Annotated in this window: 8 protein-coding genes and 1 pseudogene; 1 reads left to right on the top strand and 8 read right to left on the bottom strand. The window is 73.1% G+C overall.

Features of this window, described 5'->3' with window-relative positions:
* Nucleotides 1–332, top strand: a pseudogene (locus ABZ624_RS34420) (serine/threonine protein kinase); the annotation flags it as partial.
* A 234-nt stretch (nt 333–566) separates the two neighbouring features.
* Here ABZ624_RS34420 and ABZ624_RS34415 read toward each other — a convergent pair.
* From ABZ624_RS34415 to ABZ624_RS34380, 8 genes are all read right to left on the bottom strand, one after another.
* A complete protein-coding gene (locus tag ABZ624_RS34415) occupies nt 567–1,385 on the bottom strand; it encodes an RNA methyltransferase (RefSeq protein ID WP_360098105.1) in 819 nt (272 codons plus the stop codon).
* Between the two features lie 87 nt (nt 1,386–1,472).
* A complete protein-coding gene (cobA, locus tag ABZ624_RS34410) occupies nt 1,473–2,705 on the bottom strand; it encodes a uroporphyrinogen-III C-methyltransferase (RefSeq protein WP_360098103.1) in 1,233 nt (410 codons plus the stop codon).
* 144 nt (nt 2,706–2,849) lie between these two features.
* Nucleotides 2,850–7,256, bottom strand: coding sequence for a nicotinate-nucleotide--dimethylbenzimidazole phosphoribosyltransferase (gene cobT, locus ABZ624_RS34405; RefSeq protein ID WP_360098101.1), 4,407 nt, complete (start codon nt 7,254–7,256; stop codon nt 2,850–2,852).
* A 394-nt stretch (nt 7,257–7,650) separates the two neighbouring features.
* Nucleotides 7,651–8,880: a precorrin-6y C5,15-methyltransferase (decarboxylating) subunit CbiE gene (gene cbiE, locus ABZ624_RS34400; protein ID WP_360098099.1), complete on the bottom strand. Its 1,230-nt coding sequence runs from the start codon at nt 8,878–8,880 to the stop codon at nt 7,651–7,653.
* 87 nt (nt 8,881–8,967) lie between these two features.
* Nucleotides 8,968–9,585 carry a GNAT family N-acetyltransferase gene (locus ABZ624_RS34395; protein WP_360098097.1) on the bottom strand — a complete coding sequence of 206 codons (618 nt, stop codon included), beginning with the start codon at nt 9,583–9,585 and terminating at the stop codon, nt 8,968–8,970.
* Nucleotides 9,586–9,725: 140 nt separating this feature from the next.
* Nucleotides 9,726–10,562, bottom strand: a complete 837-nt coding sequence (locus tag ABZ624_RS34390) for a MetQ/NlpA family ABC transporter substrate-binding protein (RefSeq protein WP_360098095.1) — start codon at nt 10,560–10,562, stop codon at nt 9,726–9,728.
* An 84-nt stretch (nt 10,563–10,646) separates the two neighbouring features.
* On the bottom strand, nt 10,647–11,384 hold the full coding sequence (locus ABZ624_RS34385; protein ID WP_360098093.1) for a methionine ABC transporter permease: 738 nt from the start codon (nt 11,382–11,384) through the stop codon (nt 10,647–10,649).
* Nucleotides 11,381–12,415 (bottom strand): ATP-binding cassette domain-containing protein, encoded by a 1,035-nt coding sequence (locus ABZ624_RS34380; protein WP_360098111.1) that lies wholly within the window; start codon nt 12,413–12,415, stop codon nt 11,381–11,383. Before ABZ624_RS34380 ends, ABZ624_RS34385 begins: the two co-directional genes overlap by 4 nt.
* Between the last annotated feature and the right edge of the window lie 337 nt (nt 12,416–12,752).

The raw sequence follows: 12,752 nt of genomic DNA, 5'->3' as shown, positions 1-12,752 counted from the left end.
GGGGTGGCGGCCGGCGCTCGGGCGGTGGGAACCGTCCCGCTCCGCGCAACGGTGCCGGGCGGCCCGCGCGGCGTACGGCGGGGGGCGGACGGCGGCCGGCCAATCCGCGGCTGCTGCGCCAGCGGCTGTTCGTGTTCGTGGTGGTGACGCTGCTCGTCGCGCTCGGCATTGCGGTGGCACAGGGCTGCCAGGGACCGGCACGCGGACTCGGCGGCGACGGGGACGGCGGCCGGCAGCGGCGGCACGCACAGCCGGACTACCGGCCGGCGGACGCCGACCGGCCGATGTCCGACCAGCACGAGCCGACCCTGAGCCGCGACTTCGGCAACTGACCAGGCCTTCGGCGAGCAGCTCACGCTTCGGGAACAGCCGGGGCCTCGAAGGTCCGGGCCGCGGAGGTCCGAGCCGCGGGCGGCCTGGTCCTCGGCGGTGGCGGTGTCCCGGGTGGCGGGTCGAAGTCACTCGGCTCGGGAGTGGGTCCCGCGTGCCGCGCGCGGACTCCGGGGACGCAGCGGCGCTCCGGAGAGGAGCACGGCCGGCCCCCGGGAGGGGGCCGGGGCGGGAGGTCAGGGGCGGGGGCGGCCGGTGGCCACTGCGTAGAAGGCGACCGCCGCTGCCGCGCCCACGTTGAGTGAGTCGACGCCGTGGGACATCGGGATGCGGACCCATTCGTCGGCGGCGACCAGGGCCTGCCTGGACAGTCCGTCACCCTCGGCACCGAGCATCAGGGCCACCCGGTCCATGGTGTGCGGAGCGGCCTCGTCGAGCGAGCGCGCCTTGTCGTCCGGGGTGAGCGCGAGAAGGGTGAAGCCGGCCTCACGGACCGACTCCAGGCCCTTCGGCCAGGTCTCCAGACGGGCGTACGGCACCGAGAACACCGCGCCCATGGACACCTTGACGCTGCGCCGGTACAGCGGATCAGCGCAGTCGGGCGACAGCAGGACCGCGTCCATGCCGAGCGCGGCCGCCGAGCGGAAGATCGCGCCGATGTTGGTGTGGTCGTTGACCGACTCCATGACGACGACCCGGCGGGCCGAGCGGAGCAGTTCGGCGGCCGTCGGCAGCGGTTTGCGCTGCATGGAGGCGAGCGCGCCGCGGTGCACGTGGTAGCCGGTGACCTGCTCGGCGAGTTCGGGACTCACGGCGTAGACCGGGGCGGGGAGTTCGTCGATGACGTCGCGCATCACGTCGATCCACTTGGCCGAGAGCAGCATGGAGCGCATCTCGTAGCCCGCTTCCTTGGCTCTGCGGATGACCTTCTCGCCCTCGGCGATGAACAGACCCTCGGCGGGCTCGCGCTTGCGGCGCAGCTCGACATCGGTCAGGCCTGTGTAGTCGCGCAGGCGCGGGTCCTCGGGGTCCTCAACGGTGATGAGATCGGCCACAGAGTGATACTGCCTTGTCCTGGATGCGGTGCCAACGGCTCGGAACGGGTTGCGTTACCCGGGGTTACGCGTGATCAAGGGCGGTGATCAGGCGGCCGGCTGCGGGCCGACCCGCACGACCTCGCCGATGACGATGACCGCCGGCGGCTTCACGTCCTCGGCGCGTACCGTCTCGGCGACCGTGGCGAGCGTGGCGTCGACACGTCGCTGCGCGGCCGTCGTGCCCTCCTGGACCAGCGCGACGGGGGTCTGCGGCGACTTGCCGTGCGCGACGAGCGTCTCGGCGATCTTCCCGATCTTGTCGACGCCCATGAGGACCACGAGCGTGCCGGTCAGCTTGGCGAGGGACGGCCAGTCGACCAGGGAGCGCTCGTCGTCGGGCGCCACGTGCCCGCTGACGACGGTGAACTCGTGGGCGACCCCGCGGTGGGTGACCGGGATGCCGGCCGCGCCCGGGACCGAGATCGAGCTGGAGATGCCGGGCACCACCGTGCAGGGGATGCCCGCCTCGGCGAGCGCCTGCAGTTCCTCCATGCCGCGTCCGAAGACGTACGGGTCTCCGCCCTTGAGCCGGACCACCGACTTGCCCTGCTTGGCGTGCTCGATGAGCGCGTTGTTGATGGCCTCCTGGGCCATGAAACGGCCGTACGGGATCTTCGCCGCGTCGATCACCTCGACGTGCGGCGGGAGTTCGGCGAGCAGGTCGCGCGGGCCGAGCCGGTCGGCGATGACGACGTCCGCCTCGGCGAGCAGCCGACGGCCGCGGACCGTGATCAGGTCGGGGTCTCCGGGGCCGCCGCCGACCAGGGCGACGCCGGGGGTGCGGCTGCGGTGGTGGGGCGCCACCAGGGTGCCGTCGCGCAGGCCCTCGACGACCGCGTCGCGGATGGCGGCGGTGTGGCGGGGGTCGCGGCCGCGCGCGTCCGTGGTGAGGACGGCGACGGTGACGCCCTCGCTGTGGCCGGTCGCGGGGGTCCAGGCGGTCGCCTGGTCTGCGTCGTCGGAGCGGACGCACCAGACGCGGTGCCGCTCGGCTTCGGCGGAGGCCTGCGCGTTGGCCTCGGGGGCGCTGGTGGCGATGAGGGCGTACCAGGCCTCGGCGAGGTCGCCGTCCTGGTACGGGCGCCTGACCCAGGTGATCTCGCCCGCGTCCGCCATGGCCTCGACGGACGGGGTCGCCTCGGGGGATACGAGGACGATGTCCGCGCCGGCCGCGATGAGCGCCGGGAGGCGGCGCTGGGCCACCTGGCCGCCGCCGAGGACGACCACGCGGCGGCCGGAGAGGCGGAGGCCTACGGGGTAGGCGGGGTGTTCGGCCATGAGGGACGGCTCCTCGTGCAGCTCTGCGATGTGGGGGCGCGCTGCACCTTCGGAGCGGCCCTGACGTGCGGATTTTAGCTGTGGACAGAGCAGACGGCGCGGGTGGTCCGGTAGGTGAACCCCGGACCACCCGCCCTGTGACGCCTACTTCTCCGTGACCCCCGCCGAATCGAACGTCGCCACCTCGTGCATGGCCCTCGCTGTGCTCTGGACCAGTGGCAGGGCCAGCAGTGCGCCCGTGCCCTCGCCCAGGCGGAGGTCGAGGTCGACCAGGGGGCGCAGGCCCAGCTTGTTGAGGGCGGCCACGTGGCCGGGTTCGGCGCTGCGGTGTCCGGCGATACACGCCGCGAGGACCTCGGGGGCGATGGCGCGGGCGACCAGGGCCGCGGCGCCGGCGCTGACGCCGTCCAGGATCACCGGCGTACGCAGCGAGGCGCCGCCGAGGAGCAGGCCGACCATGGCCGCGTGCTCGAAGCCGCCGATGGCCGCGAGGACGCCGATGGGGTCGGCCGGGTCCGGCTGGTGGAGGTCCAGGGCCCGACGGACGACCTCGGTCTTGCGGGCCAGCGTCTCGTCGTTGATGCCCGTGCCGCGGCCGGTGACCTCCGCCGGGTCGGCGCCCGTGAAGACGGAGATCAGCGCGGCGGACGCCGTGGTGTTGGCGATGCCCATCTCGCCGGTGAGCAGCGCCTTGTTGCCGGCCGCCACCAGGTCGCGGGCGGTCTCGATGCCCACCTCGATGGCCTGCTTGGCCTCCTCGCGGGTCATCGCGGGGCCGGTCGTCATGTCGGACGTACCGCCGCGGATCTTGCGGGGCAGCAGGCCGGGGGTGGCCGGGAGGTCGGCGGCGACGCCGACGTCCACGACGCACACCTCGGCGCCGACCTGGGTGGCGAAGGCGTTGCACACCGCTCCCCCGCCGAGGAAGTTGGCCACCATCTGGGCGGTGACCTCCTGCGGCCAGGGGGTGACGCCCTGGGCGTGCACGCCGTGGTCGCCGGCGAAGATGGCGACGGCCGCGGGCTCCGGGATCGGCGGCGGGCACTGCCGGGACAGCCCGGACAGCTGTGCGGAGATGATCTCCAGCATGCCGAGCGCGCCGGCCGGCTTGGTCATGCGCTTCTGGCGCTCCCATGCCTCGCCGAGCGCCTTGGCGTCGAGCGGACGGATCTGTGCGACGGTCTCGGCAAGCAGGTCGTGGGGTTCCTCTCCGGGCAGGGCGCGGCGGCCGTACGTCTCCTCGTGCACCACCCAGGACAGGGGGCGTCGCTTGGACCAGCCGGCCTGCATCAGCTCGGGCTCGTCCGGGAACTCGTCGACGTACCCGACACACAGGTAGGCGACGACCTCCAGGTGCTCGGGCAGGCCGAGCGCGCGGACCATCTCCCGCTCGTCGAAGAAGCTGACCCAGCCGACGCCGAGGCCTTCGGCGCGGGCGGCGAGCCAGAGGTTCTCCACCGCGAGCGCCGAGGAGTAGGGCGCCATCTGCGGCTGGGTGTGACGGCCGAGCGTGTGCCGGCCGCCGCGGGTGGGGTCGGCGGTGACGACGATGTTGACCGGGGTGTCGAGGATGGCCTCGATCTTCAGTTCCTTGAACTGCTTGGCCCGGCCCTTGGGCAGCGACTTGGCGTAGGCCTCGCGCTGACGCATCGCCAGTTCGTGCATGGTCCGCCGGGTTTCGGCGGAGCGGATGACGACGAAGTCCCAGGGCTGCGAGTGGCCCACGGAGGGCGCCGTGTGGGCGGCCTCCAGGACGCGCAGCAGCACCTCGTGCGGGATGGGGTCGCTGCGGAAGCCGTTGCGGATGTCGCGGCGCTCGCGCATGACCTTCAGGACGGCCTCACGCTCGGCGTCGGCGTAGCCGGGCGCGGCGGGGCCGGTGGACTGTCGTGCCTCGGCCATGGCGGCCGTCTCTTCCTGGTCGTCGGGTGTGGTCTGCAGGTCTTCCGCGCGTTGTACGAGATCGGGGGCCGGTTCGCCCTCGCGCGGCGCCGGCACGATGGCCACCGGCTCCGGTGCGCCCTCTGCGGGCAGGATCAGGGGCTGCGGCGGGGTCGGCGCCAGCTGCGGGGTGGTGGGCACCTGCCCCTCGACCTGCACGAACTGCCCGAGCGGCTGCTCCGGGCGCGGCTCCTGCGGGGCGTCGGACGACAGCGGCTCGGCCTGGTCGGTGGCCGGGGCGGCCTGTGTCTGCGGGCCGGCGGGTGCGCCGGGTCCGGTGGCGGGGGCCGCTGCAACGGTGACCTGGTGGACGGCGTCCTGGACGGTCGGCTGCGACCGGGCCGGCGGCACGACGGTGGCCGGGGCCTCGGCTGCGGGCGCCGCGGGGTCGGCCAGCTGGGGGCCCTGGGCGGGGTGGGGCTGCGGCTCGGGTACGGCGACGTCCTGGGCCGGGGCGGCAGCGGGGGCCTGGGGTTCCGTCGCCTCCGGCGCGGAGGCCGGGGTACCGGACTCGGGCGCGGCAACCGGCTCGGAGGCCGGTACGGCTCCGGCGGCGGGCTGTGCCTCCACCACGCCGGGCTGCGGCTCCGCTGCGACGGGGTTGTTCGGGTCGGCCTGCGCGGGGGCGGCGGCCCCGCCCCGGGCCGCGACGGCCTCCGGCGCGACCTGGGCCGCGTCCGACGCCTCCGGTGCGGGGGCCGTGCTCGCGCTGTCGACGGCAGCACCGGCCGCCGCAACAGCCTGCCCGGCGTCGGCGGCAACGGGCGCGTCCTGCGCCTGCGGCACGCTCACACCCTCGCCGGGCTGAGCGACCTCGGACGACTGAACGGCCCCGGCCGGCTGAGCGGCTCGGGACGGCTGAACGGCCCCGGCCGGCTGTGGGCCCTCACCCTGAAGATCGGGCCCGGACGGCTGTACGCCCTCAACCGGCTGAGCGGGACCCGACTCCTGCACGACCCCAACCGGCTGTACGACCTGGCCCGGCTGAGCGGGACCGGACGGCTGCACGACCCCAACCGGCTGAGCGACCTCGCCCGACTGAGCGGGACCCGACTCCTGCACGACCTGGCCCGGCTGTACGACCTGGCCCGGCTGAGCGGCCACACCCGGATGAGCGGGACCGGAGGGCTGAGCGGGACCGGAGGGCTGCACGACCTCAACCGGCTGAGCGACCTCGCCCGGCTGAGCGGCTCCAGACGGCTGAGCGACCTCGCCCGGCTCTGGGCCCTCGGACGGCTGAACGGCCCCGGACGGCTGAACGGTCCCGGACAGCTCTACGCCCTCAACCGGCTGAGCGACCTCGCCCGCCTGAGCACCCTCCGACATCTGAGCTCCCTCCGTCGGCTGAGCAGCCCCGGACACCTCGGTGGCGGAGTCGGCCAGTGCGTCATCCGGTGCCTGTGCCGGCACCGCCTGGGCCTCCGGCTGCCGGCCGGAGACGGCGGCGCCCTGCTCACCCGGATGTGCCGGCGCCGCCTGAGCGGTGGCCGCGTTCGCCTCCTCGGCGACGGGCGGGGTGGGCCCGGACACGGCCGGCCCGGCCTCTGTCCCCGGCGCCTCGGCCGCGGGCCCGCCGTCACCGGCGACACCGCCGTCGGCCGGAAGACCGCTGCCCACGGCGGCCGTACCGTCGACGGGCTGGACGCCCGGCGCGTCCTGGCCGCCGCCCTCGGCAGCGACCTGGTGGACGCTCTGCAGCACCTGCTCCTGCTCCTGCTCCTGCCCCGGTCCCTGCTCCGTGGCGAACGGCTCGACGCTGTAGGGGGACGCGGGCGACGCTCCGGCAGGCACCCCCGCCGGAGCCGTGGGAGCCGGGTACACGCCGTCGTGGCCCTGCGCGGGCTGCACGCCGTCGTGGCCGTGCACCACCTGCGCGGTGCCAGGTGCCTGCCCGGCCGTCTGGTTCGCGAGGCGGGCGACGGCGGCCTGGGCGGCGTCTGACGGTTCGGCCGGGGCGGCGGCGTCCGCGGGGACGGCGGCCGGGTCAACCGTTTCGGCAGCCGGTGCCCCCGTGCCGACCTGGGCCACGGCGGGAGCGGCGGGCGCCGCGCCCCAGGGGGCAGCGCTCTGCGGGGCCATGTCGTGCAGCGGCTGGGCGTCGAGGTACTCGGGGCCGGCCGGCGGCGGGCCGGGCTGCCGCACCGGCGCGCCGGCCGGGCCGCGGTCGGCGAGGGAGCGGACCGGGCTGGCGGAGGCGTCGGGGATCGGCGGGCCGAGGTGCAGCGGACGGCGTGGCGGCTGCGGCGCGGCCTGCTGGTCCTGGTCCTGCTGGGCCTGCTGTTCCTGCTGGGCCGAGAGGATGGGCGACGGCGGCACGGAGACCGGGGCCGGGTTCGGCAGGCGGACGCCGCTGAGGTCGACGGAGCCGCTGTCCCGGCCGGCCGTCTCGTGCGGGCCCGGCTCGTGGACGGCCTCCAGGACCGGTTCCGGAGCGGGTGGCGGCACCTCGTTGCCCCACGCGCCCTGGGCACCCGGCAGCAGCAGGTCTTCGTCCTCGGCGGGCGCCTCGGAGAGATAGGCGTACGCACCGTGCGAGGCAACGCCCGGCTGCTCCACCATGCCTGCGCTCTCCGGCTGCCCCTCGGCCGGGACCTGGCCGGTGTCGGTCATGCGTACCCCTCGCCCATCGGTTAGTGCTCCTACGACCAGCTCACCCGGAACGGCGCACCGACCGCCCGTAGTGAAGAACGAGCGTCCGTGCCCAGCGGCACGAACGACCCGCCGGAAAAGGCGACAAAGCCATTCAGTGGCATTGTCCCGGCCGTTCCGCCGTCGCGACAGCATGATCCGCGACAGCCCGCTGTGGACTGCGCCACGTTGCGCGTCCTCCGGTTCCGCAGTACCACACCCACCCCAAAGCGGGCGTGCTTTCCGGACATTGGCGAACGAAGTTCCGGGCCACCGGTGCGGTACAACGATCGGCCAGCCTACCGCGCGCGGTACGACAACAGGATCACGGGGCGCGATCGGGGAGAACGCCCGCCCGTCGCCCGGCCACCACCTCTCAACGAGGTGCTTCGCGCCGCAGCAGTGTCCCGGTGAGCAGGAACGCGACGCTCCGCTCGGTCTCTCTCCAGGCGCGGGTGTCGAGTTCGACGGACTGCAGCAGCGCGCACTCGACGCGGTATCCGTGCTCGGTCAGGTCGCGGCCGACGAGTTCGGCCGCGTCGCGGGTCGCCGCGTGGGTGACGATGCGCTGCGGGCGCCGGTCGGCGACCGCGGAGACGACGGCCGCTCCCCCGCCGCCCACCCGGACGACGTCCGGCTCGGGCAGGTTCTCCAGGACGTGCGGGGCGGTGCCCTGGACCACGTGGAGCTGCACGCCGTACCGCCGCGCGGCCGCGTCGGTCCGGGCACAGGCCCGCGGGTCCCGGTCGACGGCGATGACGGCGGCCCCGGCGCGCGCGGCCTCGGCGGCGAACGCACCGGAGCCGCAGCCGATGTCCCACACGAGGTCGCCGACGCGGGGGCCGAGGCGGGCGAGTTGGGCGGCGCGGAGCAGTTCCGTCTCGCCCTCGCCGAGGCGGCTCCCGGGTCCGTCGCCGTAGGTCTCGTCGGGCTGCACCCAGCCGCGTGGTCCGGTGCCCGGGTCGCGCCCGGTGATCCAGCCGCCGCCCTCCCCCGCGCCGGCCGGACCGCCGATGACGATGACGACGTTGGGGTCGCGCCAGATGTGGTCGGGGGCCTTGTCGGAGGTGACGACGGTGACCCGCTCGCGTTCGGTGCCCAGTTCCTCGCAGATGACGAAGGTCCGGTGCACGCCCTCCAGCAGCAGCCCGAGTTCGGCGGGTCCGGCGCCCGGTGCGGTGAGGACGGCGACCTTGGTGTGGGCGCGGCAGACGTTCACGGCCCGGCGCAGGGTGCGCGGGTGGGCGACGACCACCTGGGCGTCGTCCCAGGGCATGCCGGCGCGGGCGAAGGCGGCGGCCACCGCGGAGACGGCGGGGACGACCTCGACCTCCAGGCCGAACTCCGGTGCGCGCAGGGCGCGTACGACGCCGAAGAAGCCGGGGTCGCCGTCGGCGAGCACGACCGCGGTGCCGCGGTGGGCGGCGATCCGGCGGGCGGCGAGCGCCACGCTGCCCAGGCGGACGCGTTCGGCGGCGGGCGGGACCTCGGGCAGCGCCAGGTGGTGGGCCGCGCCCGCCACGAGCGTGGCGGCGCCGAGGGCGGCGCGTGCCGCGTCGGTCAGCGGCGAGCCGTCCCAGCCGATCACCGTGACCCGGTCGGCCATCGTCGTCTCTCCAGGTCTTCGCAGGTCGTCAGGGGGGTGGGGGCCGTGTGCGGACTCCGTGAGGGTACCTGGTGAGGGGCGGAGGGCTCAGTTCCAGTCCGAGTGGGACGTGAAACCGCTCGTGTCGGCCAGGTCCTCCGGCAGCAGGCTCCAGACGATGACATCGGTGCGGACATCCGCCCATGTGCCGTCGCCGGACCTGCTGCGCGCTATCCAGGCGTTCCGCAGGACACCCTCGCTGATGCAGCCGATCTTCTGGGCGACCTGCTGGGAGGCGGTGTTGTCGGCGGTGGTGCGCAGCTCCAGGCGTTCGAACTTCTGGTTCTGGAACAGCCACTGCGCGGTCGCCAGGGCGGCTTCGGAGGCATAGCCCTCGCCACGGGCCCACGGCGCGATGACGTAGGCGATCTCCGCCGAACGCACCCGCCAGTCGGTGTTCTGCAGATGGACGATGCCGACGAGGCGCTGGGTGAGGAACTCGTCGACGGCGAACACGATGCCGCGGCCCTCGGTGCGTTCGGCCGGGGCGAGTTCGGTGATCCAGTGCCGGGCGTCGGCCTCGGTGTAGGGCCGGGGGACGGAGGTCCAGGCGGTGACCAGTTCGTCGTTCATCATCTCGGCGTAGGCCTCGATGTCGGACTCCTCGAAGGGGCGCAGCACCAACCGCTCCGTGCTGATGGAGACGTTGGGAAAGGTGCCAGTCATGCGCCGCTCCGTAACTTCGGTAAACCTTCAGGGCCTGCGAACTGCCCAGCATGCAGCATGAAACCACTGAACCGCACGACGGGGCCCACCCCAAGTGAGGGAGTGGACCCCGTGCGTCACGAAACGCCGTATACGTGCCGTCAGCCCTGCGTCACCGGCAGGACGGACCCCTGGTACTTGTCCTCGATGAACTTCTTGACCTCGGGCGAGACGAGCAGCTTGGCGAGCTTCTTGACCCGCGGGTCCTTCTCGTTGCCCTTCTTCACGGCGAGGAAGTTGGCGTACGGGTTGTTCTTGGCGGTCTCCAGGACGATCGCGTCCTTGGCGGGCTTCAGACCGGCGGAGATGGCGTAGTTGCCGTTCACGACGGCGGCGTCCACGTCGTCCAGGGAGCGCGGGGTCTGGGCCGCCTCGACCTCCTTGAACTTGAGGTTCTTGGGGTTCTTGACGATGTCCTGCGCGGTGGCCTCGCTGCCGGCACCGTCCTTGAGGGTGATGAGCCCGTTGGCGGCGAGCAGCTTCAGGGCGCGGGCCTCGTTGACGGCGTCGTTCGGGACGGCGATGGTCGCGCCGCTCTTCAGCGCGTCGGCCTTCTTGACCTTGTGGGAGTACAGGCCGAGCGGCTCCAGGTGCACCGTGACGACGGGCACGATGTGGGTGCCGCGCTTGTTGTTGAAGTCGTCCAGGTACGGCTGGTTCTGGAAGTAGTTGGCGTCCACCGAGCCGTCCTCGGTCGCCGTGTTCGGCGTGATGTAGTCGGTGAACTCCTTGACCTCCAGGTCAAGGCCCGCCTTCTTCGCCAGGTTCTTCTTGACGAAGTTGAGGATCTCGGCGTGCGGGGTCGGGCTCGCGGCGACGACCAGCGGGCCGCTGTAGTCGTGGGAGCCGGAGGAGCTGCCGGAGCCGCAGGCGGTCAGCCCGAAGGTGAGGGCTCCGGCGGCGAGGACGGCGGCGGTGAGCTTGGCGGTGTTACGCACGAAAAGTGCCTTTCCTTAAGGGTGGTGCGACCCCGTGATGGGTGTACGGGGGGACTGTGGGTGCCGCTTGGCAAAAACGGCGGCTTACGCGACCTTGCCGACGTCGGCCGCGGCCGGCTCCCCGGCCTTCAGCAGGCGGAGCTTGGGCGCCGGGCCGGAGCGGCCGCCGCGGCTGTGCAGGGAGCGGGCCGCGAAGTCGCCGGCGAACTGGATGAGGGAGATGACGACGGCGAGGACCGCGACGGTGATCCACATCAGCTGGGTCTCGAAGCGCTGGTAGCCGTAGCGGACGGCGAGGTCGCCGAGGCCGCCGCCGCCGACCGTGCCGGCCATGGCGGAGTAGCCGATGAGGGCGATGACCGTGGTGGTGGTGGAGGCGATCAGCGAGGGCAGCGCCTCGGGGACGAGGACCTTGCGGACGATCGTCCAGGTGTTGCCGCCCATGGACTGCACGGCCTCGACGAGACCGTGGTCCACTTCGCGGACGGCCGTCTCGACCAGGCGGGCGAAGAACGGGATGCCGCCGATGGCGAGCGGCACGACCGCGGCGGTCGTACCGATCGTCGTCCCGGTGACCCAGCGCGTGAAGCTCATCAGGGCGACCATCAGGATGATGAACGGCATGGACCGGCCGATGTTCACGATCTGGCCGATCACCTTGTTGGCGAGGACGTTCTGCAACAGGCCGCCCCGGTCCGTGAGGACGAGGAGGAGGCCGAGCGGGAGGCCGACGGCGACGGCGATCAGGGTGGACCAGAGCACCATCTGGAAGCTCTCGGTACACGCCTGCGACAGCAGCGGCTGCATCTCGGACCAGGTCACTTGGCCCCCTCCTTCACCAGCAGGGCTTCCTGGCCCACCACGTCGATCTGCAGGCCCTGTTCGCGCAGGAACCCGATCGGCACCACGTTGTCCTCGTAGCGGCCGGGCAGCTCGATGCGCATCCGGCCGATCTGGAGGCCGCCGACGGTGTCGATGGCGGCGCCGAGGATCGAGATGTCGATGTTGTAGGTGCGCGCGAGCTGGGAGATGACGGGCTGGGTGGCGGCCTCGCCGTGGAAGGTGACGTCGATGACGGTCCGGTCGGCGTCCGTACGCTCCCCGCTCACCGGGAACAGCGCGGCGGCCAGCTCGGAGCCGGGGGTGGCCAGCAGTTCGCTGACCGTGCCGGACTCCACGATCCGGCCCTTCTCCATGAGGGCGGCGGAGTCGCAGATCGACTTCACGACGTCCATCTCGTGGGTGATGAGCAGGACGGTCAGGCCCAGTTGCCGGTTCAGGTCGCGCAGCAGCTGGAGGATGGAGCGGGTGGTCTCCGGGTCCAGGGCGCTGGTGGCCTCGTCGGAGAGCAGCACCTTGGGGTCGCCGGCGAGGGCGCGGGCGATGCCGACGCGCTGCTTCTGGCCGCCGGAGAGCTGGGCGGGGTGGGCCTTGGCCTTGTCGGCGAGCCCGACCAGGTCGAGGAGTTCGAGTGCCTTGCGGGACCGTTCCTTGCCGGACGTGCCGAGGATCTCCAGCGGCAGCTCGACGTTGTCCTGCACGGTGCGCGAGGAGAGCAGGTTGAAGTGCTGGAAGACCATGCCGATCCGGCTGCGTGCCCGGCGCAGCTCCTTGCCGGCGCGCGGGCCGCGACCGGCGAGCGCGGTGAGGTCCTGCCCGGCGACGGTCACGGTGCCGGAGGTGGGGTGCTCCAGCAGGTTGACGCAGCGGATGAGGGAGGACTTTCCGGCGCCGGACTGGCCGATGACGCCGTAGACCTCGCCTTCGCGGACGTGCAGATCGACGCCGTCGAGGGCGGTGACCTCACGGCCGCGGGAGCGGTAGACCTTGGTCAGGCCCGAGGTGGTGATCACAGGATTTCCGTCACTGTCGAGTGCGCGGGCGTGGGTGTGCCCGGGCACGGGTGCATGCGGTTCAGGCATGAGGAGCGGATGTGCGTCTCGTACGGACTGCGGCGCACGGACATGCCACGGCTCTCGCTTCGGGGCGCGAGGCTCAGCTGATGCGGGGGCCCTCTAGCAGGCGCACATTCGACACATCAGGCGACACATACAACGAGCACCGGGCGTCATGGTCGCCTCGGTCGCAAGGGTGCGGCAGCTCGTCGTGGTCATGCGATCAGTAAAGCAGACGTACGGTCCTGACCGGCCGCCGCTGTCCGCATAGTGGACGGCGGCGGACAGCCGGCGC

Origin of the sequence: Streptomyces sp. NPDC007205 (assembly GCF_040634095.1) — a bacterium.
Classification (GTDB): Bacteria; Actinomycetota; Actinomycetes; order Streptomycetales; family Streptomycetaceae; genus Streptomyces.
The sequence above is the reverse complement of the archived record's forward strand: the minus strand, read 5'-3'. Positions and strand labels throughout refer to the sequence as shown.

Bases quoted from the DNA above. Each gene is read 5' to 3' on its own strand.
- ABZ624_RS34395 (WP_360098097.1), bottom strand. From the start codon at position 9,585: ATGACTGGCACCTTTCCCAACGTCTCCATCAGCACGGAGCGGTTGGTG.
- cobT (WP_360098101.1), bottom strand. From the start codon at position 7,256: ATGACCGACACCGGCCAGGTCCCGGCCGAGGGGCAGCCGGAGAGCGCA.
- cbiE (WP_360098099.1), bottom strand. From the start codon at position 8,880: ATGGCCGACCGGGTCACGGTGATCGGCTGGGACGGCTCGCCGCTGACC.
- cobA (WP_360098103.1), bottom strand. From the start codon at position 2,705: ATGGCCGAACACCCCGCCTACCCCGTAGGCCTCCGCCTCTCCGGCCGC.